Here is a 21,601-nt window from a genome sequence, read left to right on the forward strand (position 1 = left end):
GGGGCGCCAGAGTTACGCGTCTTGTTGTCCTTACGCATGCCTTGCACAATTATCCCTTTCGTTCAGGGATGATGGCTAGGGTCAGGGGGGGATAAAAGGATCCTAAATATGATTTTTTTATCCTGGATATTATGCTTTCTCTCGAATCCTCTTCTTTGTCCTAAACGTGTCTCATAATCCCGAACCGATCTGCTCCTTCACCAAAGATGGTTCTTCTCCCGAGTTTGTCTGTTTCTCTGTGGCCTGATCAAACGGGATAATGATGCAAAGACAGCGGATGTTGATCTGCCGCCCACTCCAGCGGCTTTCCTGCCCTCAGGTTTTTAACACTCTGCAAGCACTAATGATTAGGTTGAACCCCCAAAAGCTTGAAAAAAATCGGCTAAATTTAGCCTATCCTGTTCCATTACGTTTATACCTGCAGTAGGAAAGAATAAATGTAAACGCTTAAAATAAAGCGTTTACAAAAGAAAATGGGTGAAAAACGGAGTAAATTGTGGTTTAATGGTCATGGAGCGGTAAACTCGGCATTATTGTGTTCTTTTTTGTCGTTTTAGCAACAGGACACATTTTCGAGAAATCGAGAGAGAGAACAGATAGAGAAATATAAAGCTGCAGCATATCATATGTATTGTATGCGGCCATTATTATCTTCATGATATGAACACTCATGATTTGTGTAAAAAGGCCCTTGGAACGGCCATCAACTGGAAGGGCGCCGGTTTTCCCGGAGTCTTTGCAGCTTTTTGCAATTTACAATGCTAACACGAAGGGGATATTAGTATGCGTGTTCGTACTTTTCAGTTGGGCGATGCAAGCCGGGTGACTGAACTGATGCAAATTTCCTTGTCGGAAGATTGTTACAAAGAGACGATTGAGGCATTTGCCCGCCAGCTGTCTTGGGATTCCGACTTGATTCTTGTGGCTGAAGAAGACGGGGAGCTGGTAGGCACTCTGATCGGAACAATCGATCAGAACCACGGCTGCTATTATCGTATCGCCATTCATCCGGATCATCGCCGTCAAGGTGTCGGCAAGACATTGATCGAATTGATGGAGCAGCGCTTCCACCAGCGCAAGGTTAGCCGGATTTGGGTGGCCGGTGATGAGCACAACAAGGCTGCCATGCCGCTTTATGAAGCGATGGGTTATGGCGCAAGCCAAATTCTGCAGGCTTTCCAAAAACTGAGTATATTGGCTCCGAACTAAATTTACCATTAAAGCATATCTCCCCAATCATTGCAATCCGGTGGGAGATATGCTTTTCTAGTTGTACGGGTTATTCGTCCGTGAAGTTTCATTAATTTTATGAATCAGGAGAGGTGACTCGGTAAGATGCACGAACAAACTTGTGTCTCCGGGGCTGCTTCGTATTGGGACACGCTCAAACAGGAAATTCAGGAGGCTGCGCCGTCGCTCGGGATCGATTCCATCGGCTTTGCGAGCGCTGACCCCTTTTTATCGTTAAAGTCTATTCTTGAGGAGCACAGGGTCAAAGGTTATGAATCCGGCTTCGAGGAGCCTGACATCGAGAAACGGATCTACCCGGCGCTGGATGGGGCCCAACCCGCGTCCCTGATCGCTATTGCCGTTGCTTACCCGTCCAAGATGAAAGACCCGCCCAAATCGGAGCCAGGCCGTTATCGCGGCATTCTGGCACGCTCAGCATGGGGGCGGGATTACCATCTGGTGCTGCGCGAGGCGATGGAGCGTCTGGAGGCGTTTATTCGGGAGCGTGTGCCGGAAGCGATCATCAAAAACATGGTAGACACCGGCGAATTGGTGGACAGGGCGGTTGCGGAGCGTGCGGGAATCGGTTTCAGCGGCAAAAACTGCGCCATTATCTCTCCGGAGCTCGGCTCCTGGATTTATCTGGGGGAGCTGGTGACGAACATTCCGTTTCAGCCGGATCAGCCGGTGATCGAAGGCTGCGGAGAATGCACCAAATGCATTGACGCTTGTCCAACAGGAGCGCTTGTGGGGCCCGGTGAACTGAATGCCCAGCGCTGCATCTCCTTCCTGACCCAGACCAAGGGTTTTCTGGACGAGGAGTTTATGCTGAAAATCGGCAACCGTCTGTATGGCTGCGATACCTGTCAAATTGTATGTCCGAAGAACCGGGGGCTGAACTGGGAGCGGCATCCCGAATTAACGCCAGATCCCGAAATTGTCAAACCGCTGCTGCTGCCGCTGCTTGACATGAGCAACCGAGAGTTCAAGGACCGTTTTGGCGGTAGTGCAGCTGCCTGGAGGGGAAAAAAGCCGATTCAGCGCAATGCGGTTATAGCGCTCGGCAATTTTAAAGACATTACAGCCGTTCCCAGGCTGGCGGAGGTTCTGCTTGAAGATCCCCGCCCTGAACTGCGTGGAACGGCGGCATGGGCATTAAGCCGAATTGGAGGGGAAGACGCGTCGAAGGCGCTCAACGAGGCATCTCAGAAAGAACAGCATGAGAAAGTGAAGGAGATGATCAGTCAGGCGGCTTCCGCGCTTTTGGCGGATCATTGACCAGTGGGAAACGCCTTGCCAATTACAAGTATGGGGCGTACTTGCCGATATATCTTATAAGGATGTCGTTTCCTACAAACCGCCAGGGGGATTCTGATGAAATACGTAAGTATTGAAAACGTGGAGCCAGGCCAGTATCTTGGCAAAACTGTCTATTCATCCAACGGTACGGTGATGCTGTCTGCCGGAGTGCAATTGACGGTTTTTATGATTAACACGCTGAATCGTATCGGCGTTACGATGCTGTATATACAGGACCCGGACTTTGCGGATGTGGAGCCGGAGGATATTCTGTCGGAAGCTACGAAACAGGCGGTGATTCAGGAAATGAATGACGCTTTTTCAGCCATCCGCTCCGGCAAGGACTGGAGCACCAAGAAGGTCAATGTCAGCGTGGACCGCATTCTGGAGGACGTCATGAACGGCAAGGAAACACTCGTGCAGCTGACAGATATCCGCACAGCCGATAACGCCCAGTATGTGCATGCGGTTAATGTGTGCCTGATGTCCACGCTGATTGGCATCAATATGGGCTTGAATCACGGGCAGCTGAAGGATTTGGCGATTGGCGCGCTTCTCCATGATATAGGGAAGATCAGTACGGCAGACACCCCCAAGCAGCAGGATATTCTGAAATCGCACCACACCTGGTCCGGCTTTGAAATTATTAAAAACAAGCGGGAATTCAGTCTCATGGTCGCCCATGTCGCCTTGCAGCACCATGAAAGGATCGACGGAAAGGGCATGCCCCGCAGCCTGTCTGCCGAGGAGATTCATCAGTATGCCAAAATTGTGGCGGTCGCCAACACGTACGATAATCTGGTGAATGATTTCAATGGAGGCCGGATGCTGCCCCATGTAGCCTGCGAGAAAATGATGGCCATGTCGGGTACAGAGCTTGACCGTGAAGCGCTGGTGGAATTCACCCGTATTATTTCGATCTACCCGAACGGGACGGCCGTGAAATTATCGACAAAGGAAACGGGGGTCGTTGTGCGCCAGCACCGCGGGCTGCCCGGCAGGCCTGTCGTGAGATTGGTAAAGGAAAGCGGGCCGGATCTCGATGTCAAGGAAATGGACCTGGCCCGGCATACCACCGTTTTTATCGATGCAGTAATGGCCTGATTTCCCGTAAAATTTCGTTTGCCCGCGGCTTGTGAAAATGCTATTATATGCTAGTGCTTTAAATCAGCATATTTTCATAAAAAGATAGCAAATATACAGAGGTGACGTCTTCGTGGCATGGTGGAATATTGTCATTCCAATTGTTACCCTGATTGTCGGATTGGTCGGGGGATTTTTCATCGGAGCTTACTATTTGCGCAAGCAGCTTGAGAAAATGCAGAGCGATCCTGAGGCACTGCAAAAAATGGCCAAGCAGATGGGCTACAACCTGAACAGCAAACAGATGCAGCAAGCACAGCAGATGATGAAAAACCAGCAGTTTAACAGAAACCAACCCGGCAACCGCAGAAATCAGGGGCGCAGAAAATAGCGAGCATACAGACAGCACCATTACCTGATGCTGCGTAGGAGGGTTATTGTGGCTGGAGTCAAAGATTACATGAACCGCAATGTGGCGGATAACCGCGATAAAATTGAGTACCACATCAGCGAAATTTTGAAGCTGATCGGTGAAGATCCGGACCGTGAGGGGCTGCTCGAAACCCCCGCCCGCGTGACTCGCATGTATGAGGAGATTTTTGCCGGCTATGAGGTCGATCCCCGCGAAGTGCTGGGTGTGACATTTGACGAGAACCATGAAGAGCTGGTAATCGTTAAAGACATCGTGTATTACAGCCAGTGCGAGCATCATATGGCCCCATTCTTCGGAAAAGTGCATGTCGGATATGTACCGAGCGGCAAAATTGTAGGTCTGAGCAAGCTTGCCCGCCTTGTAGAAGCTGTATCCCGTCGTCTGCAGGTGCAGGAGCGCATTACTTCCCAGATTGCGGACACGCTCATGGAAGCGGTTGGACCTCATGGCGTGATGGTGGTTGTGGAAGGAGAGCACCTGTGCATGTGCGCACGGGGTGTGAAGAAGCCAGGCAGCAAGACAGTCACTTCAGCCGTTCGCGGCTCGTTCCGTGAGAACGCGGCTCAGCGTGCTGAATTTCTGTCACTGGTCAAGGAATAAGATCGGGGCTGTTTGATTGCAAAAGAGCGAGTATTTGGTGGTCAGTACCATCAATACTCGCTCTTTTGCCTTTGGGTAGGCCTACCGGTTGAGTATTGCGTCAAGGAGGGGTATGTGTGGCTGAACAGACAATAGACCGGAAATTGGGCGATAGCCTGACCGGATTTCATATCGTGGACAGAGGCGTCTGGGACTTGCATGGGGATATTTGGCGGCCGTTCGCCTGGGAGGAGCTGGCCTGCCGGCAGGTAGGGCAGGGGGCGGCGCCGCTGCTTCATATGTGGCGCTGCTCGAAGGCGCTCGTGATCGGCCACCGTGATCGCAGGCTGTCCAGGGCCGAGGAAGCGATGGCTCTGTTGCGTGGAGAGGGCATGCCCGTGTGCGTGCGACCATCAGGAGGGGCGGCGGTGCTGCTGGATGAAGGCGTACTGAACCTGTCGCTGATTCTGCCGAATCCGCAGCATTCGATCAACATCCATGATGATTTTCGCCTGATGGCCGAGCTCATAGGTGATGCTCTGGCTCCATGGTCCACGGCGGCGGCAGCCGGTGAAGTCGCCGGCTCCTTTTGTCCGGGTGATTATGATCTTGCCATCGGTGGGCGCAAATTTTGCGGAATCGCCCAGCGGAGACAGGCCAAGGCGTATATCATTACCGCCTTTATTATTGTAGAGGGCAGCGGTGAGGCACGTGCCAATGAAGTAAGGCGCTACTACAGTATGGCTGCACAGGATACGGATACCGGCTATCCTGAAGTCAGACAGGGAACGATGGGAAGCCTGCAGGAGCTAGCTGGGGTCCCGTCTGTGGAGGCTTATGCCGATTCCTTACGCGGGATGCTGAAGCGGCGGAATCTGCTGCTGGACTCCGCCGCTCCGCACGTTATATCTCCCGCAGAGCTGGAGCGGGAGGGGGAGGCGCTGCGCAAGCGCTATGACCGTGAGATCAGCAGCTAGCTGAAAAGCCAGCTCAGTAAGGTGTCCATCTGAGCTGTGATGCAGATGCGAACCGTCGGTCGACCGCCGGCCAGTTGACTACGTTCCACCAGTCGTCTATGTATTTTCTCCGTTCGTTCTGGTGTTTTAAATAATAGGCATGCTCCCATACATCCAGCGGCAGCAGGGGGATTACATCCCATTGCGACAGATTTTGATGCTTCTCGGCCTGCAGGATTTCCAGATGACCGGCCCGCGGGCTCCACACCAGGATAGCCCAACCGGAGCCCTCCACCTTGTCTGCTGCCTCGCTGAATTGCTTCTTGAAGGCATCAAAGCTGCCGAAATCCTGCCTGATCTGATCGGCCAACGCCCCGACCGGCGTTCCTCCCCCTTGAGGGCTCATCGTTTCCCAGAAGAGGGTGTGCAGATAGTGTCCCGCCCCGTGGAAAGCCAGCTCCCGTTCCCAGTGCTTGACCAGGGCGAAATCATTCGTTTTACGCGCTTCCTCCAGCTTTTTTTCCGCCTGATTCAACCCGTCTACATAGCTCTTGTGATGCTTGTCATGATGGAGCCGCATTGTTGCTTCATCAATGTAGGGTTCAAGTGCGTCGTAAGGATAGGGGAGCGGGGGCAAGGTGTGGCCACCGATAGGCACAGGCCGGGGTTTGGACGCTTTGCGCTCTTCCTCTGTGGAGCGGGGAAGGTTTTTCGCCGAATGGATGCCTTCTGCAGCCATCTGGTAATAGGCGCTATCCTCTTCCGCCCGCTGCAGCAGCGCTGCTGCGGTTGGTGAACTGCGGAGCGCGGTGCTGGCGGATTGAAGCAGCGACAGCTGGCGCCGGAACTCACGAGACTGCCTGGCGGACTCGCGCAGCAGATACTGCAATGTGCGGGCTGTCTCCGGATCTTCACCGGCATCCTCCGTATCCTTTACAGACTGCAATCCCGACCGTTCCCATATCTCGTCTAGCGCTTCAGCGGTTATTTTCCGAGTGGCATCGAATACCTGCCCCCAGTCATCCAGCAGCCGCGCATAAGCAGGCTCCAGGCCAGGCACCGTTTCCTGCAATGCGCTTATATAGCTTCTTTCGTTGCCCTTCCAGCTATCGATTTGCTCCAGTATCCGAACAGACGGCATAGAACCGTTTATAACTGTCATTAAACTGGACCTCCCTTCCGGCATCCTTTCATCCCAAGGATGTGACAGCGTATTATATTCGGGAGGCCCCTGTCTTATTCGGGTAGCCGGGAACAAACCGCAATTAATTTACCGTCATAGCGGCAGCGCCGAAATCCTCAATTTGTATTTTTGTACTGTATGTGACGGGAATGTTGACGAAGGCATTGTCCCAGTCGTCCTTGACCTTCTTCCATACTTCCGGGTGTTGAATACGCAGGGCCTCGCCAAAGCCTCCGACATCAACCCGCAGCTCACGCATTCTGGCAGCGGCATTGTGGGCGAGCTCATTGACTTTCTCTTCGACCCATTTCGTTTCCTGGGCCATCAGCCTGTTGTTCCCCGAGTTTTTAGCCGGCTTGAAGCTTTCTGCTATACGTCCGTTGGAGGTCATGTGCACGTGAAAGGAAATGTCATCTCCATCAATGATGGCTTGAATTTTACTTTTTGCTGATTTAATCTCATACTCAATTATTTTGCCGGACTGTGGATCCGTCTCCTTCACGATCCCACCGGCGATATCGCCTTTAATCCACTGCAGGCCCTCCACTTCGGTTTCGCTCAGGAATCCGGCATACTTCTGGGTTTTCCCTTTGATGACCCCGGCTCCGGCTACCTTGATTTCATGATCTGTGGTAATGACATTGGGCAGGATGAAGCTTTGGTTTGACTTTAAAGGGCCAATGATTTTGGCTAGCGGAAGTGGTTTGGCCATGCGCGAGTTGCGCTTGCGATTGTCGAAAAGATCCTTTAACGCAAGGGTCGGAACCTTGCCGGGAACGGTTGTTTTTTCGAGCACATCACTTGCAGTCCCGGTGCTGATCATGATCAGCAGGCTAAGCCGAATGTCGTTGTCCCGCAGAAAGTAGTCAAGCAGCTCGTACATGGGAATACGGCTGAGCAGGCTGGAACTGATAATAATGGTCTTCAGATGAAATCCGGCAGGGGAATTGGTTTGCAGATAGGTTTCACGGGTGATTTCCATCATGGAATCCCCTGTTTCCTCAAGGTTATAGAAGTTTTTCGCTTGAGAAGGGCCGTCTTTTGAACCGGAGCCCCCTTGGGCTTCTGGCAATTCAAATTGCACGGTTCTGCGTATGAGCTCCTGCTTCGGATATCCGCCCCCTCTCTTCTGCAGTCTTTTTTCTTCGCGGGATTGTGTTCCCGTATCCAATGCAATCCCGACCTCCAGATTGCGCTCTTCGATGGGAGAGCTGCTCCAGCAGCCTGTAAGTGTTGAACAAAGCAGAAGGGTGGTCATTGCAGTTAGGCCTGACCGGAATTTAATCATGGCCAAGTCTCCTCCAATAAGTGATCAGGAGCAGGATCGTGGGAACAATAGCGAATAAAATGCAAGCTGCATACCCAAGAACCATGGCCATAGCGGATATCTCATTTCTGCTCTTGGGAATGTGGGATACGATGTAAATTAACGGGAGTAGAAAAAATAAAGTTTTCGCATAAGAAACCTTGAAAATTTGGGATATCCCGAGCGCTGCACAGTAATAAGCCATCGTGAATGTTGAGAAAATCTGCAAAATCCAGATGGAAAACAGAAGCGATTCAAGCCGTTCCAGCAAAAGAAAATCCACTTCAACACTGCGAACCAGATCGAAAAAAGGCCAGGTGCGTGTGATCACGCCCTCAACTGAAAAAACACCAATACAAATGACGGTTGACACCGTGTAAAACAGCACCGCGATTCCCAGCCCCATTCCGACAACCCTGGTCGCTTGCTGAGGTCTCTCCATTTGGCAAAGAATGAATAGCAGGCACTCGCTTCCCGCAAAAGCCAGCGGGGTGCTTTTCATGGCTTTCCAAACCGGGGGCAATCCTTCGGACAGTACGGGACGCAGATGGTTGGGCTCAAATACACTCACACCCAGAAAGCAGATGAGTATACAAGCGAGAATGATAATAGGAAAGATGATTTGGATTATTTTCCCTATTCCATATATTCCAGCAAGGCAAAGGTATAACGATATCCATAATAGCAAGGATGACAGCGCCCATATGGGTGTTCCTTCGAGCAGGAAAAAGGAAGTCACCTCATTGACAGAACGGAGTTCAAAGCCGCTAATGCTCACATAATAAATGGCAATCAGCAGCCCCAGACCTTTTCCGATGAATTTGCCTGTAATCTGCTGTACATATTCATAAAAAGAGGTAGATGGGAAAAGCCGGCTCAGCTTGATCCCAATCCAGACAAACAAAAAGGTTACGCATCCGCTTAATATAATCGAAAGCCATACATCCGCTGTACGGGCAAGTTCCACTGTTTGGCGGGGCAGGGTGATCAATTCTGCGCCCATAATAAAACAAACAAATATGGCTGTTGTCTGTACGGTTGTGAGCCGTTTGGCTTTTGTTTTGCGGATCGTCACCTTGCACCACTCCTGACGGTTTATTTTCTGCGCTTGGGATTTATGTTCTTTAGCAGAGTTGGCCGGAATCTCATGAACTGAAGCGGTACCCGGATGAAGAAATCCTTCCAGCTGCTGAAGGAATGGGGGGAGGCCAGCTCCAGATAGGAAATGCCAAAGCTTTGCAGTTTTAACATATGGATGCACAGGAACACGAAAAACATGACTACTCCATACAGACCGAACACCGCAGCCGTCAGCATGATCGGAAAGCGCAGCAAGCGCAGGGCAATTCCCGCGCTGTACATCGGTGCGGCAAATGAGGAAATGGCCGTGACTGAAACGATAATAACCAGAATGGGACTCACGATTCCGGCATTTACCGCCGCCTGGCCGATAATAAGCCCCCCGACAATCCCCATAGCCGGGCCAATGGGCTTGGGCAGACGCAAACCGGCTTCACGCAAAATTTCGATGGAAATCTCCATAATCAGGGCTTCAATCAGCGTAGGGAAGGGAACGCTCTGCCTTGTGCTGATAATAGAGATGACCAGCTTCGTCGGTATCAGCCCCGGGTGAAAGGAAATAAGGGAGATATAGATAGCCGGAGCAAATAAAGAAATCAGTGCGGCCATAAAGCGCAGTGAGCGAATAAGAGAGCTTGCAATCCAGCGTTCATAATAATCCTCGGGGGATTGAAGCATCATGGAATACGTTACCGGCATGATCAGCGCAAAAGCGGAACCGTCCAGAAGAATGGCCACCCGTCCTTCCAGCAGTGCCGCCATGACGCGGTCCGGCCTTTCGGTGCTTTGAATTTGTGGGAAAGGGCTGAGAAAATCGTCTTCGATCAGATGCTCCACATACCCCGATTCCAGGGCTTCATCCACATCTATCGTGCTTACACGGCGTTTGACTTCATCTACAAGCTCAGGATCGGCTATATCCCGAAAGTAGACCACCTTGAGTTCTTTTTCGACCCTGGTGCCGATCCTGTAGGACAACATGGCCAGCTCGCCGCTTTCACCATGTCTGCGCAGCATGGCTGTATTGTCGCTGAGTATCTCCGTGAAGCCCAAGCGGGGGCCACGAAGCACAGATTCCGAGATGGGCTCTTCTACAGCGCGGGTGTTTCCCTTGGGGCCCCCGAGCAGGATTGCTCCCGGCATCCTGTTTATTAAAAGCAGAATTGAGCCGAACAGTACTTTTCTTAAAGCAGCCTTCACATCCTGTGTGTATCTGGTTTCAGAAACGATCAATACCTCTTCAACAAGCATGGTCCCGAATTCTTCGCCCTGTGGCAGAAGATCCAGGTCCTGCAAGGAGTTTCCCCATTCCAGCAGCGGTTTGATCGTGTGCTCCTCCAATTCGATTTTGTCCATAAGTCCTTCCACGAAAAATAGCGCTATTTCAATATTGGGATTTTTTAGAAAAATTTTGTGTTCGTTCACATCGGACATATCGGCAGCGGCATTTCGGAATAGCGTGATATTGGTTTCATGATCCTCAGTAAAACAATGAACTCTCTCTCCTTGCTCAGTAGACACAGAAACAGGCTGTGCCGCATCCGGGTGTGTCTTGTAATACTCCATCTTCTGTTTCCGTCTGCTTGTTCTGCCGTCCATGACTTTAAATCTTCTGATAACCAGATAAACAAGCAAAGGAGCCAGTGCAAGCAAAAAAGCCTGCAGAAAAATGATCAGTTTAGGGAAATGGTCTAAGATGAGCTGCCACATGGTTCTACCTCCAGCTGATAATCCAAGCCAGATATATCTTTTGCCAATATGAAAAAATCATGCAGGATATGTTTAAAATAGAAAAAATCCCTTCCGGCTTCCAGTGACTGAGTCATTTGAGCATGATCTCTTGTTCACTGCCGCCGTGAAGGGATAATAAATCCACTACGAATAGCTATTCTGTTGGTTTCTTCGGAAACTTATGGCTGTTGTACATTGCTTAGAAATGTGGATACTCTGCGCAAATATTCGCGCGGGTGCTCCCGGAAGATGAGCTCATGCAGCCCATTCTCCACAATCCAGACGTCCGAGGCGGGATTGGTCTGGCTGGCTGCCAGCGCTTCCGCGATCGGATACGGAGCTTTCTCATCCTTGGTGCCATGGATGAAGAAGATCGGGAAGGGGTAATCCTCCGTCTTCACCTGCTGATAAGGAATTTGCTGCAGACCTGTCCCGTTCAGAACGGGGAACAGCAGCTCCAGAATTTCAAGTGAAGGATGACGGGGCAGATCAATCTGGTTCCGTATATTATGGTACAGCGTGTCCGGCTCCAGCAGGAAGGTGCTGTCCAAAATCATGGCGTCCACGTCCTTGGTCTCCAGGCCCGCTTGCAGCGCCGTACCGGCTCCCATGGAAAAGCCCCAGACGATAATTTCCTGGGCCCCCCGCTGTTTGGCAAGCTGAATGGCGCCGAGCAGCTGTCGGGACTCGGCCCTGCCGCCAGTAGCGACCTCCCTGTTGGTTTGCGAGGCAAAGCCGTAATCGAACATAATGACATTAAAACCCTGCCTGTGCGCATAATGGGCCAAATCATACATGGGAATCCAGCTTTCCTCACGATTGGCGCCGTAGCCATGGCTGAAGACAACCGTTTTACTGGAATTCTGCGCAGGGATATACCAGCCCTGCATCATACGGCTGCCGTCCTTGGCGGGAAAGCTGATCTCCTCATACGCCATGTCCTTGGCCTGCAGCGGATTGGAATACAGCGGGGCCACAGTCGGATTGGACAGAAACCAGACAATATAAGCATGCAAAGCGATAAAACAGAACATTAAAAAGAATACAACCGACAAACCAAGCGCGATGACGATATGCTTAAACCGGATTAACCGGGGGGAAAGCTGGGCGGACGGCTCGTTGACAGCAGGCTGCACCGGGGCGCCGCCTTGAGGTGACGCAATCATCGAAGAGCCTCCTTGATCAATAATAAAGTCAATTCCGGGTGCCAGTTAGCAACACTATTCTATAATCGTAAAAGGCTGCAGCAGCAAAGTCAATTCGACAGTAATTGATAATATTTTCCTCCTTAAATTATATACCAGGCTGCCGCTAAAACAGTTTACAGTGTGTTCTGAAATTTTATATAATTTATGTAACCAAGTTTCATTGAGTGAAACGGTTAAGATCAGAAAAATGACTGTATCCGGCCATGATCGGTCTGTTGAAAAATATTGCTAAACACAAGAGAGAGGGGGCAGCCGCCGTGGAGGACCGGAAGCTGACCGTCCGTGCTGTCGAGCGGGCTTTGGACATCATGATGTGTTTTACGGAAGCCACTGATTTGGGATTGACGGAAATTGCGGCAAAAATAGGGCTGCACAAAAGCACGGTTCACCGTCTGCTCACGACGCTGGAGGAAAGAGGCTTTATCATCCGCAATGCAGCTACGGAGAAATACCGGCTGGGCATTCGGATCTGGGAGCTGTCGACCCATATGTCACGCAATGAGGATCCCGCGGTTCTGCTGCTGCCTTTGATGGAGAAGCTCCGTGACCGTCTGGGCGAAACAGTGAGTCTGTATATCCGCGACGGGGATGAACGTATTCGTATCCAGGCTGTGCAGAGTGCGCAGGCCATTCGCCGGGTAGCGACCGTCGGGGCCCGCATGCCCCTGTCCGTTGGTGCATCTGGCAAGGTGCTGGTGGCCTTTGCTTCACCGGAGGAACTGGAGCAGTTGAAGAAGGGACCTGAGCTGCAGGCTTTGGCCGGGGATGAAGCCTACTGGAAGCAGCTTGAGGAAATACGTGTCAAGGGTTATGCGACAAGCTACGAGGAGCGCGAGCCGGGGGCGGCGGCCGTATCCGCCCCGATTATGAATCATAAAGGGGAGATTACAGCAGCGCTCTCCGTTTCCGGGCCAGTGAGCAGATTGTCACCGGAGACCCTGCATGAATTTGCTCCTGTTATCGTGGAAGCTGGGAAGGAAATGGGAACACTGCTCCCTTAGGGGTTGCCAAACTTTTCTTTGTTGCAATGCAGTGCAAAGGATGAAATAGACTATGATGAAAAAAGTCACCCGCTTAGTATTACTATCTCCGTTCTTGGGGTGGATTCTATTTTTTATATTTATGTCTTTACATCAAGTAAATGATTTCTTCTATAGATTCTTTTCATTAAATAGTTTTGTTGTCCTGGGTAGTGTTGTTTTTTTGTTCTTTGCAGCAACAATTGCAGTAATACTGTTCCAAAAACACGAAAAAACTAATTTTTGGTATTTACTTTCTTTGTTATCTAATGTAATACACTGTCAGCTGGGTCGAATCGAGAAGCTGGCTTCCTGTCGTCCATGTAGGATCGGATTATCTGCTACGCTAAGCGATTACAAAGGAGCAGCTGCCTGGTTGGGATCGGGAAGCACGGTACCGGTGAAAGTGATATCCAGTACTGCAGCAGGACGTAAGATAAGGCTTCTTGTCCAGTCTTTCCCCTTCCCTTCCGGAGACGAAAGCGGGGATGAACTACATCGGCAAGCCTGGCGCTCCTATCTGAATTTTATTTATCGTTCTACTTCTTCAAAAAAAGCTATTATTTTTGTTAATAGTCGATCCGAAGCAGAACTGACCGTCTTGGGGCTAAGACACCTCGCGGCCAAGCGCCAGGAGCGAGACATATTTCATGTTCATCACGGCAGCTTATCAGCCACGCTTCGAAATGAAGCAGAGACGGCCCTAAAAGCAGGCTCTGGTCCCGCTGTGACGGCTGCAACGTTAACGTTGGAGTTGGGAATAGACCTGGGCGAACTGGATCGCGTTGTGCAGCTGGGAGCTCCGCAAAGTGCATCTAGCTTTGTCCAGCGGCTGGGGCGGACCGGGAGAAGGAAAGGGCGCGGATCAGAAATGGTATTTGCCTGTGCAGAGGTGGAGGATCAAATGGTACCACCTCCTGTCCGGATGCCCTGGAATCTGTTACGAACGATTGCCGTCATAGAATTATACTTAGGTGAACGGTGGGTTGAACCGATAGAAGTCAGGAAGCTGCCGTTTGGGTTATTGTATCAGCAAACCTTAAGCGTGTTAAAAAGTAAGGGAGAAGCCAGAGCAAGCGACCTGGCGAAGGAGGTTCTTTCGCTTCCCGTGTTCTCGCATATTACGACGGAGCAGTTCCGATCGATGCTTCAGTACCTACTGCAGTTGGACCATATTCAAAAGACTGACGAAGAAACCCTTCTTATCGGATTAGCTGGGGAGAAGGTAGTCAATAACTTCAGGTTCTATGCGTGTTTCAGGAAGAGGAAGAGTATATGGCATACAACGGCGGTAAGGAAGTAGGGACAATTACTTCTCTTCCAGCTCAAGGAGATAACTTCTTGCTTGGCGGCAAGCTATGGTGTGCTTCAGAAATTAATTACAAACTGAAAAGGGTCTATGTAAAAAGGGCAAAAGGGAAAATTACCACCTTATGGACCGTGGGAGCTGAGGGAGATACCGACACAAAAGTCGTTGGTAAGATAAGGAGATCTTGGAGGTGAGCAAGATCTACTCGTATCTAGCTCCTGAAGCCGCTCGGCGCTTAGATGAGGCCAGAGAATTGGCTAGGGAAAGCGGAATATTGGAAAGATCCGTTATATCTGCCGGCGCAGATACATTCTATATACTACCTTGGATCGGCAGCAAGGGGATGAGAACACTTGAACGAATATTGCGAATGCGATTGGCCAACCAAATGAACCTTGGAAAAATAGCTATGTTATCGCCATACTAAGTTGGTAAAGCAAACCTTTAGAGATTACAATTACATATTGCACATTTATAAATTATACATTGAAATTGGGGAGGATCGTCCGGGTATGGCTGCAGAAACTGCGGGCGGGAAAAAGGACGTCAGAGCTTGCTAAAAGTAAAATGGAAAGAACCGACGAATGCCGGTTCTTTAATGAAACCATCTTCGCTTTTAGTTTTTTTGACAATTACAAGAAATTTTTAACTCTGTCTGAGATCCTGTAATGGGATCGAATTTATATTGCTTGGTGTACATCTTACGTAGTTCAGCAAGTTGTTTTGACAATTCAAGCCCAGACATAAATAACATTTCTCGTTCTTGTTCGGTGACGTCTTCACAAATGCAATTAGCATAGGATGTAACAGCAACGTGTACAGCTTGAATGCTTTTAAGCAATTGTTCACGGCAGATCATATACAGTCCTCCTTCACTAATCGATTTTTTTGTCCTGGAGATCCATTGTTTTTGGGGGAGTTTGATGAATCGTCCTGACCAACAAGTTCATCGTCTTATCAAGCTGAGCCAATCGCTTCTCCAGTCCCTCCATTTGTTTGTTAAATTTAACGATAATGGTCTGTAGAAGAATGAGCGAAATGGCAATTGGAAATCCAACGTTTCCAATTAACTGAACGGCAGCTTGTAGATCCATAAGGAAACCTCCTTTCTTAGTAATATAATAACATATAGCGTAACGTTACGCTATATAAAAAACAATAACACATATAATATGTTTATTTAACATAGTATATATGTTATAATGATATAAAATAGATTATAGGTGATGTTAATGGAATCCAAAGAAAAGCCCTCAAGGTTAACCGTTTATCTTCCGGAGAAACCCAGAGCAGAATTATTGAAAATTGCTCAAGATACCGGAATATCTCAATCACAGTTGGTAGTCATGGCCACTTTAAGTTTAATAGCTAACTACAGGGAAAAAGGCCACGCGATTTTTTCTGAATTGTTAGGAGTTTCTTCGCAATTTAATGACAAATGAGTTATAAAATAAAGGATAAATGTTGTGATACGTAACGAATCACTATATAATATCCATAGTCGAAAAGGAGGGTATGTATGAAGTATAGTATCAACTTATTTGGGATGAATGTGGACTGTGACATTAAGATAGATATAGATGGTGAGAATTTTGGAATAGAATTACCAGAGGAAAGTCAAAAGGCTTTAAAGCAGTATCTGATACGGGTATTGCCTAAGTACGGAAGAGAAGCATCTAAAGAGTCGTCCTTTGATTCTTTAGTAGAACTGGCCCTGGAAGCTGAGAAGTCATTAGATGGCCATATGGTAGAACCTAAATTGAAGTTACCTTATGAGTTCCAGCCCGAAATTAAAGAGAAGCTAATTGAAGCAGCTGCACTACAAGGAATATCAGCTACGCAGTTATTGATCCGCATTATCGAAAATAAATATCAAGAAATTATGGGTTAGGAGGAACAAAAGTTGGCTTACGGAAATAAAGTCAAATTTCACTATGACGTACCGGTTTACATTAAAAAGCAACTGGCCACTGCCGCTAAAAAAGTGAATATGACAGCTACAGAGCTGTTGTCCAAAACCATTGAGGAAGAATACGAACGTGTTAAAAAAAAGGAAAAGGAAGGAGGCTTAGCCTAAGAAGGCTCAGCCTGAGCAACCAGATGATACAGCGTAATTATTTCTACTTCAGAGAAACTTTGATAGGAATAGTCCTGTCCGATTTGGTCACACGAGAACACATGACAGAGAGTATACAATTCTAACTGGTTACGTTCGATCAAGTACACATACACATTGGGGATTTCCGTTGATATATGACAATAAAAATTAGACGTTGGACTTGCATCAACGATCCCCATAATATGTTGCTGTACTTGTACGGGCAATTTTGAAGCGAAGTCTATTGATTGGTTTTTATAGACTAGCATAGACGAGGAGCCCCCTTTCTTGAATGCAGATTCCAAGTTATTACATTATACAAAACATGAGTTCGTGTGTTAAGAGCCTAAATCTAATAGGAGTATTCTTTTTACGTCATGAAGATGCAAAATGTTTCGATTTTCCAGGTTACAATTTAGTTAAAAATTCTAGTCCAATAGTGAAATTATGGATGTAATTTAGGTGTATGACAAGATAAATCCTTTCTATGTCTTCCTTTATTTGGGTTAATTATATCATAACATATAACGTATCAATACGCTACGTTATATTTTTTTATTTCCAGCAACTTTTTTCCATTACTTTCGTTTGTTATATATGAAAGAAACTGTGAATTGGACTCTGAGGTTCAAAACATTACATGATTTTAACTTTTCTATACTTTATTTAAACTTTTTGGATTATTTTTTATGTATAATTAAGGTAAAAAGATTATGAAAGCGAGTGGATTATCATTAAGAAGCATGTATTGCTATTAGCTTCGTCGGTATTTTTGTTTAGTTTGATCGTAGGCTGCAACAGTCAGCCAAAATCAGAGCCATCTACATCTGAATCCGGTACTAACTCCAACACATCAACTTCTAATGAACAAAAGGTTCCACAGGAAGTTAAAAGTGAATTTCCTAAAACTGATTTAACAGACTCGATTGCCATTGATTCTGTCAATGAGGACCAATCTATCCGGGCGGAACAACAAGCGGATCAAGGAGCTCTGTTGATGATCTCAAATGGCAGAGAAGAACGGGGGCACCTGCTTGTATCGAGTACGTTAGGGCAAGAAGGAGATCAGACTTTCCAGAGCAATTATTCTATTGTCTACAGACAAGGAGAAAAGGATAAGGTTTTATTGGAACTACCGGCCTTTCTATATGTTCAACCAACGGATAAAAAACTACCATTTGAGCATGTGAGCTTTAAGGATGCGGATGTGTACATTCTTACCCCACAATACACAACGGGACATGGAGTAGAAGGATATGTATTTGCAATTGATAAACAGAACGGGGATGCATTTCCTTTAGAAATCGTAAACAATGGAAAAACCTATAAAACGCTTCTCTATTCTGAAGGTGAAATACCAACTGTTGAAGATGATACATTAGTAGTTCTTCCACCTGTTGGAGCGGGTACGCCGGAAGAAGACGCTAAAGACGTTCATTACAAATTAGACTTAAATAACAAGCAGTTAGTTGCTAAGTAATCATGGAACTCTTCCACTTCGGCGGAAGAGTTCCTTACTATATCTCCTAATTCGTGGATTGTTCAAACATTAGTAAAGGTTCGTCAATCCGTAGACATTCGGGTCTGTCTTCTGAATATAGTGCAAAGTGTTCAAGCACGTATTATTAGAGCTTGTAATTGTCGAATCCATTCCATTATAGCCTGCGGTGGCCCAAAGACGTCTGGTGCTTGCACTATTAACAGCATAAGAAGTACTGGAGCAATAAGAGGTGGCAGGGCCAGTGTATCCTGTCCAATAGCCAACACTTAAAGCATTTGCGGCTGCAGCAGCTCCCGCACTGTTACCACCATTGCCTGAGTATGCATAACGAACATGAATATATCCTTCAATAATCAATTTTGCATAGGATCGAATGCCCTCAAGCATGTTCGTGAATCTCAGGCGTTTACCTGGCGTGGAGTTATTAGGATCATATACTCCACTACTGAACCCACAAGTACCGTCTTGATAAGCGAAATTGTAGGAAGTTTGCACAGAACCTGCGTTCCATGAATGTTCGAATCCCCATTGCGCAATGATCAGGGAGACGGGAAGGCCATTAAGCCCGCCGCTTTTTCTCCAGCTCTGATATGACACCCATTTGGCTAGGGCAAGAAGATCATAACGCGTTCCGTTATATGTGACAGATCCATTGACAAAACTATTGATATTAGAAGCACAAGGCATAGTAATTTCTCCTTTATTATTTATTTCGTTATATTACGTATAGTTACGAAATATTTACGGACGGACTGATGCAGGGATATGAAAACTATAAATCGAATCCCATCGATGTAAAGTTTTCTACATCAGAGGACCGTAAACACACAATAACATATAGCGTATTGTTACGCAATATAAAAAATAGAAAATTGGCATACTAAAGAACCTCCCCCTTCGCTAGTCGTGGATTTAGGGATCATCTTTTGTTTTTTTTCTTTGATACAACCTTTGTGCTGATGGGTTAATCGGTGATTTCTTAGTCAAGGCCCGAAAAGCCATGTACCAACAGTCATAATGAAGAACATGGTCAGAAATGCTATTCCATTTAAAATCAAAAGAAGAACGTCTTTTTTCGATCCGGTTTTCTTGAAAGCAGCCCCAGCAAGAAGAAAACCAATTGGAGGCAGGATCAGTGTGGAAACTAAGCCAATCCCGTCAAATCTATCGTCACTATGCAGGAATAAATCAATGATAAATAGCACCGAGGTTAGAGTAAACAGTATGACTGAAATCATACGAAAAACTGTAATTCGATTAGTAGTCATGCTACACCCCCTCTATACAATTTCCATTTTATTGTATTTTACGTTATTTGTTATGTCGAGTTTCGGGGGAATTATTCCACTGGTCCTGCAGGGTGGTGAATAGGGCATGCCGATAAAATCGTCTGAAGATGTGTTCAGCCAAGAGAGCGCGAGTTTATGGCCAGGACGGGCAAGGTGCGTCGGTGTGGAGAGTCTGGGTGTGTATTGCAGATGCTAGTGGATGTCGCGGCGACATATTGGCTAAAGAGTACAGGCATTTTGCTGTTACTGATCAGTCAGCAGTCGGGAGGGAATCAGGACGTCCAGGCACGCTGGAGTAGATGCTCTGGTGGACATGACCGTTTGAAGTTGATGTCCTGGTAATATAGTTTCTATATAAAACGGTAAGGGAGCTGTATGCATGCAACACATATAGCGTATTGCTACGAAATATTTTATATTGCGTAACGATACGCAATATTATATAATGGGCTTGTGAAGCAATGATAAGCTGCTTCACAGTAACTTTAAGGGAGAGATTGTCTGGTCATTCACAGTGAGGGATACACTGGAATCACCATATATCCCACAATCGTTCCTTGAAGAATAAAAAAATATTCTAAATTTAGGAGGAAATTATTATGGCGTTTTCCAGAGAATATGCAGCCAAAGTTATCTTGACTGAGGAACAATTTAGACAAACTATGCGGGCTCAATATACCATGTATAACAATTTTGATAAAAATCTCTCGACAAATAAATGGGTCGATGTACTAAATCCTTTCCTGGGCGTTCTTGGACTTGTCTTTACGAATGTGCCGCGGTTTGGTACTCCTATTGGGATTGCTACAGGGATTGTATCACTTCTCACGGAATTGGTGCCTGATGAAGAAGGCGACCTTGAAGATATGGTAAAAGGAGGTTACTGGGAATTTGGTTATATTGATGATTTCTTTAGTAGAAATCCAAGATACGATCGCCTTGAAATTAGATTTCCTTTCCTTGAGTATGAATCCGGCGGTGTGCCAGTCCGCTTCGTTACAGGTAGAGGTTTGGTTACACGAGCCCATAGCGGAAGTGGTTGGGAAATTCTCGAATAATATTTTGAGAACTGCATAAAAAATGTTTTAAACAAAAACCATCTCCGTCCGGAACTCTCGGATGGAGGTGGTTTTTTTCTTAGAATTGAACTGTACAAACTTAATTAAATAAATTACCAATAAAGTCCTTATTAAAATCGTTCGTGATTTGATACGAGGCACTTCTGTATTTATCGTCTCGCTGGCGATCAAAAACATGAATTTGATTTTGCTCATTCAGTTGTAGACCGAATCTCGAATAACCATCAACTTTTATATAAAACCAATACGAATCACCAGAGTTATCGAAATCTGATTCTTTCAACTTTACTTCAGCGAAGCCATGCATGATATTTTCAATTTCCTTGCGATCTGTTACAACGATTTTTTTCTCTTCGTCGGAACTCTTTTCTGCCTTCACTATTTCAATTGAACTAATGCTATTGATATTCACACGATCTAATACAAGCTCCTTAAATGAAGTGGTATACGGCCTCATAATGAAATACGCAGTAATCACAATAGCTATTCCAATAACGATATAGATGTATTTTCTTATGGCGGTACTTTTCATAAAACAAGCTCCTCAAGTTTTTTTAGCAAATAAACGCCTTAAGATCCATTCTCTACGTTGTCAGATGTTTGCATTGTAACCTCGTTGGATGATTGATGTCAAATTTTCCACAAATTGAGGACAAACTTCATAAAGCTGTGCCGTTCTTCACGAACGGTCAAATGCTCAAGCGCTTGCTATCAGTCTATTGAATGGCTTGAGCCGTTCAGTATTTGTTTTTGCTGTTGGTGTAGATCATCCAGACGTATGGAGCAGCTGCTTCGGGCTGGCGCGGCGACCGGAGCCAGGGAGTCCTTGCATGCCGGAGTTGTGTACTGGAGGACATGACGGTTGCGGGAGCTGACCTGGATGTATTGTTTTTTTATATCAGAGGACTGTATGCACATAAAAATGTATAGCGTGTTATTACAAAACATTATATTGCGTAACGATACGATATACATTATAATGAATTTGAAGCAATTCCTTATTGCTTCAATGCAACCTTTAAGGAAAAGATTGATTGGTCATTCGCAGTGAGGGATACACTCGAATAATCATTCTATCCCACAATCATTCCTTGAAAATTGAAGAGCAAAAAAATATAAACATTATTTGGGAGGAATTTATTATGTCTAGAGAAATTGATGTCGTTGTTAGAAACTTCATTCCTGATGCTTGGATTTACTCACCTGTACAACCAGATC

The 21,601-nt window shown here is 46.9% G+C and carries 24 protein-coding genes and 1 pseudogene; 15 read left to right on the forward strand and 10 right to left on the reverse strand.

Going from position 1 to position 21,601, the window contains the following annotated elements:
• Positions 1 to 783 precede the first annotated feature (783 nt).
• The 6 genes and pseudogenes from ACE41H_RS17670 to ACE41H_RS17695 all read left to right on the forward strand — a co-directional run bounded on the left by ACE41H_RS17670 (position 784) and on the right by ACE41H_RS17695 (position 5,601).
• Complete coding sequence (locus ACE41H_RS17670) at positions 784 to 1,209, forward strand: GNAT family N-acetyltransferase (RefSeq protein WP_375356820.1); 426 nt, start codon at positions 784 to 786, stop codon at positions 1,207 to 1,209.
• 126 nt (positions 1,210 to 1,335) lie between these two features.
• Positions 1,336 to 2,493: pseudogene (gene queG, locus ACE41H_RS17675) on the forward strand (tRNA epoxyqueuosine(34) reductase QueG); the annotation flags it as partial.
• A gap of 111 nt (positions 2,494 to 2,604) precedes the next feature.
• Positions 2,605 to 3,633: an HD-GYP domain-containing protein gene (locus tag ACE41H_RS17680; RefSeq protein ID WP_375356821.1), complete on the forward strand. Its 1,029-nt coding sequence runs from the start codon at positions 2,605 to 2,607 to the stop codon at positions 3,631 to 3,633.
• A 112-nt stretch (positions 3,634 to 3,745) separates the two neighbouring features.
• Positions 3,746 to 4,003 carry a YneF family protein gene (locus ACE41H_RS17685; protein ID WP_375356822.1) on the forward strand — a complete coding sequence of 86 codons (258 nt, stop codon included), beginning with the start codon at positions 3,746 to 3,748 and terminating at the stop codon, positions 4,001 to 4,003.
• A 48-nt stretch (positions 4,004 to 4,051) separates the two neighbouring features.
• Positions 4,052 to 4,645 (forward strand): GTP cyclohydrolase I FolE, encoded by a 594-nt coding sequence (gene folE / locus ACE41H_RS17690; RefSeq protein ID WP_375356823.1) that lies wholly within the window; start codon positions 4,052 to 4,054, stop codon positions 4,643 to 4,645.
• A 116-nt stretch (positions 4,646 to 4,761) separates the two neighbouring features.
• On the forward strand, positions 4,762 to 5,601 hold the full coding sequence (locus tag ACE41H_RS17695) for a lipoate--protein ligase family protein (protein WP_375356824.1): 840 nt from the start codon (positions 4,762 to 4,764) through the stop codon (positions 5,599 to 5,601).
• A 13-nt stretch (positions 5,602 to 5,614) separates the two neighbouring features.
• Here the strand turns inward: ACE41H_RS17695 and ACE41H_RS17700 are convergent, their stop codons facing one another.
• The 5 genes from ACE41H_RS17700 to ACE41H_RS17720 form a co-directional block, all read right to left on the reverse strand.
• Positions 5,615 to 6,742 (reverse strand): superoxide dismutase, encoded by a 1,128-nt coding sequence (locus tag ACE41H_RS17700; protein WP_375356825.1) that lies wholly within the window; start codon positions 6,740 to 6,742, stop codon positions 5,615 to 5,617.
• Between the two features lie 103 nt (positions 6,743 to 6,845).
• On the reverse strand, positions 6,846 to 8,051 hold the full coding sequence (locus ACE41H_RS17705) for a Ger(x)C family spore germination protein (protein WP_375356826.1): 1,206 nt from the start codon (positions 8,049 to 8,051) through the stop codon (positions 6,846 to 6,848).
• Complete coding sequence (locus ACE41H_RS17710) at positions 8,044 to 9,144, reverse strand: GerAB/ArcD/ProY family transporter (protein ID WP_375356827.1); 1,101 nt, start codon at positions 9,142 to 9,144, stop codon at positions 8,044 to 8,046. Before ACE41H_RS17710 ends, ACE41H_RS17705 begins: the two co-directional genes overlap by 8 nt.
• A gap of 20 nt (positions 9,145 to 9,164) precedes the next feature.
• Positions 9,165 to 10,859 carry a spore germination protein gene (locus ACE41H_RS17715; RefSeq protein ID WP_375356828.1) on the reverse strand — a complete coding sequence of 565 codons (1,695 nt, stop codon included), beginning with the start codon at positions 10,857 to 10,859 and terminating at the stop codon, positions 9,165 to 9,167.
• Positions 10,860 to 11,059: 200 nt separating this feature from the next.
• Positions 11,060 to 12,046 (reverse strand): alpha/beta hydrolase, encoded by a 987-nt coding sequence (locus tag ACE41H_RS17720; protein WP_375356829.1) that lies wholly within the window; start codon positions 12,044 to 12,046, stop codon positions 11,060 to 11,062.
• A 299-nt stretch (positions 12,047 to 12,345) separates the two neighbouring features.
• Here ACE41H_RS17720 and ACE41H_RS17725 point away from each other — a divergent pair, with 299 nt between their 5' ends.
• The 3 genes from ACE41H_RS17725 to ACE41H_RS17735 are packed head-to-tail and all read left to right on the forward strand — an operon-like array spanning position 12,346 to position 14,610.
• On the forward strand, positions 12,346 to 13,089 hold the full coding sequence (locus ACE41H_RS17725) for an IclR family transcriptional regulator (protein ID WP_375356830.1): 744 nt from the start codon (positions 12,346 to 12,348) through the stop codon (positions 13,087 to 13,089).
• A 52-nt stretch (positions 13,090 to 13,141) separates the two neighbouring features.
• Positions 13,142 to 14,410 (forward strand): helicase-related protein, encoded by a 1,269-nt coding sequence (locus ACE41H_RS17730; protein WP_375356831.1) that lies wholly within the window; start codon positions 13,142 to 13,144, stop codon positions 14,408 to 14,410.
• Entirely contained in the window at positions 14,383 to 14,610 is a 228-nt protein-coding gene (locus ACE41H_RS17735) for a hypothetical protein (RefSeq protein ID WP_375356832.1), read from the forward strand. Before ACE41H_RS17730 ends, ACE41H_RS17735 begins: the two co-directional genes overlap by 28 nt.
• Positions 14,611 to 15,032: 422 nt before the next feature.
• On the opposite strand, the gene ACE41H_RS17740 is transcribed toward ACE41H_RS17735, so the two are convergent.
• Together ACE41H_RS17740 and ACE41H_RS17745 are read right to left on the reverse strand one after the other, a co-directional pair.
• Positions 15,033 to 15,275: a hypothetical protein gene (locus ACE41H_RS17740; protein ID WP_375356834.1), complete on the reverse strand. Its 243-nt coding sequence runs from the start codon at positions 15,273 to 15,275 to the stop codon at positions 15,033 to 15,035.
• Positions 15,276 to 15,291: 16 nt separating this feature from the next.
• Positions 15,292 to 15,510, reverse strand: a complete 219-nt coding sequence (locus ACE41H_RS17745) for a YvrJ family protein (protein ID WP_375356835.1) — start codon at positions 15,508 to 15,510, stop codon at positions 15,292 to 15,294.
• A 138-nt stretch (positions 15,511 to 15,648) separates the two neighbouring features.
• Between ACE41H_RS17745 and ACE41H_RS17750 the strand changes: the two genes are divergently transcribed.
• The 4 genes from ACE41H_RS17750 to ACE41H_RS17765 all read left to right on the forward strand — a co-directional run bounded on the left by ACE41H_RS17750 (position 15,649) and on the right by ACE41H_RS17765 (position 17,994).
• Entirely contained in the window at positions 15,649 to 15,858 is a 210-nt protein-coding gene (locus ACE41H_RS17750; RefSeq protein WP_375356836.1) for a hypothetical protein, read from the forward strand.
• 77 nt (positions 15,859 to 15,935) lie between these two features.
• Positions 15,936 to 16,307, forward strand: coding sequence for a hypothetical protein (locus tag ACE41H_RS17755; protein ID WP_375356837.1), 372 nt, complete (start codon positions 15,936 to 15,938; stop codon positions 16,305 to 16,307).
• A 12-nt stretch (positions 16,308 to 16,319) separates the two neighbouring features.
• A complete protein-coding gene (locus ACE41H_RS17760) occupies positions 16,320 to 16,493 on the forward strand; it encodes a hypothetical protein (protein WP_375356838.1) in 174 nt (57 codons plus the stop codon).
• 769 nt (positions 16,494 to 17,262) lie between these two features.
• Positions 17,263 to 17,994, forward strand: a complete 732-nt coding sequence (locus ACE41H_RS17765; RefSeq protein WP_375356839.1) for a hypothetical protein — start codon at positions 17,263 to 17,265, stop codon at positions 17,992 to 17,994.
• 69 nt (positions 17,995 to 18,063) lie between these two features.
• On the opposite strand, the gene ACE41H_RS17770 is transcribed toward ACE41H_RS17765, so the two are convergent.
• Together ACE41H_RS17770 and ACE41H_RS17775 are read right to left on the reverse strand one after the other, a co-directional pair.
• Entirely contained in the window at positions 18,064 to 18,702 is a 639-nt protein-coding gene (locus tag ACE41H_RS17770; RefSeq protein WP_375356840.1) for a hypothetical protein, read from the reverse strand.
• A 296-nt stretch (positions 18,703 to 18,998) separates the two neighbouring features.
• Positions 18,999 to 19,283 carry a YnaG family membrane protein gene (locus ACE41H_RS17775; protein WP_375356841.1) on the reverse strand — a complete coding sequence of 95 codons (285 nt, stop codon included), beginning with the start codon at positions 19,281 to 19,283 and terminating at the stop codon, positions 18,999 to 19,001.
• 620 nt (positions 19,284 to 19,903) lie between these two features.
• Here ACE41H_RS17775 and ACE41H_RS17780 point away from each other — a divergent pair.
• Positions 19,904 to 20,362 carry a hypothetical protein gene (locus ACE41H_RS17780; RefSeq protein WP_375356842.1) on the forward strand — a complete coding sequence of 153 codons (459 nt, stop codon included), beginning with the start codon at positions 19,904 to 19,906 and terminating at the stop codon, positions 20,360 to 20,362.
• A 100-nt stretch (positions 20,363 to 20,462) separates the two neighbouring features.
• Here ACE41H_RS17780 and ACE41H_RS17785 read toward each other — a convergent pair whose 3' ends face one another.
• Positions 20,463 to 20,915: a hypothetical protein gene (locus ACE41H_RS17785; RefSeq protein WP_375356843.1), complete on the reverse strand. Its 453-nt coding sequence runs from the start codon at positions 20,913 to 20,915 to the stop codon at positions 20,463 to 20,465.
• A 502-nt stretch (positions 20,916 to 21,417) separates the two neighbouring features.
• On the opposite strand from ACE41H_RS17785, the gene ACE41H_RS17790 reads away from it, so the two are divergent.
• Positions 21,418 to 21,601 (forward strand): hypothetical protein (locus ACE41H_RS17790; protein WP_375356844.1); only part of this gene is annotated, 184 nt, incomplete at its 3' end.

This window comes from Paenibacillus enshidis (assembly GCF_042136365.1).
Lineage (GTDB): Bacteria > Bacillota > Bacilli > Paenibacillales > Paenibacillaceae > Paenibacillus > Paenibacillus enshidis.

Excerpts from the sequence above, each read along its gene's own strand:
- ACE41H_RS17670 (WP_375356820.1), top strand. The coding sequence starts at position 784 with ATGCGTGTTCGTACTTTTCAGTTGGGCGATGCAAGCCGGGTGACTGAA.
- ACE41H_RS17680 (WP_375356821.1), top strand. The coding sequence starts at position 2,605 with ATGAAATACGTAAGTATTGAAAACGTGGAGCCAGGCCAGTATCTTGGC.
- ACE41H_RS17700 (WP_375356825.1), bottom strand. The coding sequence starts at position 6,742 with ATGACAGTTATAAACGGTTCTATGCCGTCTGTTCGGATACTGGAGCAA.
- ACE41H_RS17705 (WP_375356826.1), bottom strand. The coding sequence starts at position 8,051 with ATGATTAAATTCCGGTCAGGCCTAACTGCAATGACCACCCTTCTGCTT.
- ACE41H_RS17715 (WP_375356828.1), bottom strand. The coding sequence starts at position 10,859 with ATGTGGCAGCTCATCTTAGACCATTTCCCTAAACTGATCATTTTTCTG.
- ACE41H_RS17720 (WP_375356829.1), bottom strand. The coding sequence starts at position 12,046 with ATGATTGCGTCACCTCAAGGCGGCGCCCCGGTGCAGCCTGCTGTCAAC.
- ACE41H_RS17730 (WP_375356831.1), top strand. The coding sequence starts at position 13,142 with ATGATGAAAAAAGTCACCCGCTTAGTATTACTATCTCCGTTCTTGGGG.
- ACE41H_RS17735 (WP_375356832.1), top strand. The coding sequence starts at position 14,383 with ATGGCATACAACGGCGGTAAGGAAGTAGGGACAATTACTTCTCTTCCA.
- ACE41H_RS17740 (WP_375356834.1), bottom strand. The coding sequence starts at position 15,275 with ATGATCTGCCGTGAACAATTGCTTAAAAGCATTCAAGCTGTACACGTT.
- ACE41H_RS17745 (WP_375356835.1), bottom strand. The coding sequence starts at position 15,510 with ATGGATCTACAAGCTGCCGTTCAGTTAATTGGAAACGTTGGATTTCCA.
- ACE41H_RS17750 (WP_375356836.1), top strand. The coding sequence starts at position 15,649 with ATGGAATCCAAAGAAAAGCCCTCAAGGTTAACCGTTTATCTTCCGGAG.
- ACE41H_RS17755 (WP_375356837.1), top strand. The coding sequence starts at position 15,936 with ATGAAGTATAGTATCAACTTATTTGGGATGAATGTGGACTGTGACATT.
- ACE41H_RS17770 (WP_375356840.1), bottom strand. The coding sequence starts at position 18,702 with ATGCCTTGTGCTTCTAATATCAATAGTTTTGTCAATGGATCTGTCACA.
- ACE41H_RS17775 (WP_375356841.1), bottom strand. The coding sequence starts at position 19,283 with ATGACTACTAATCGAATTACAGTTTTTCGTATGATTTCAGTCATACTG.
- ACE41H_RS17780 (WP_375356842.1), top strand. The coding sequence starts at position 19,904 with ATGGCGTTTTCCAGAGAATATGCAGCCAAAGTTATCTTGACTGAGGAA.
- ACE41H_RS17785 (WP_375356843.1), bottom strand. The coding sequence starts at position 20,915 with ATGAAAAGTACCGCCATAAGAAAATACATCTATATCGTTATTGGAATA.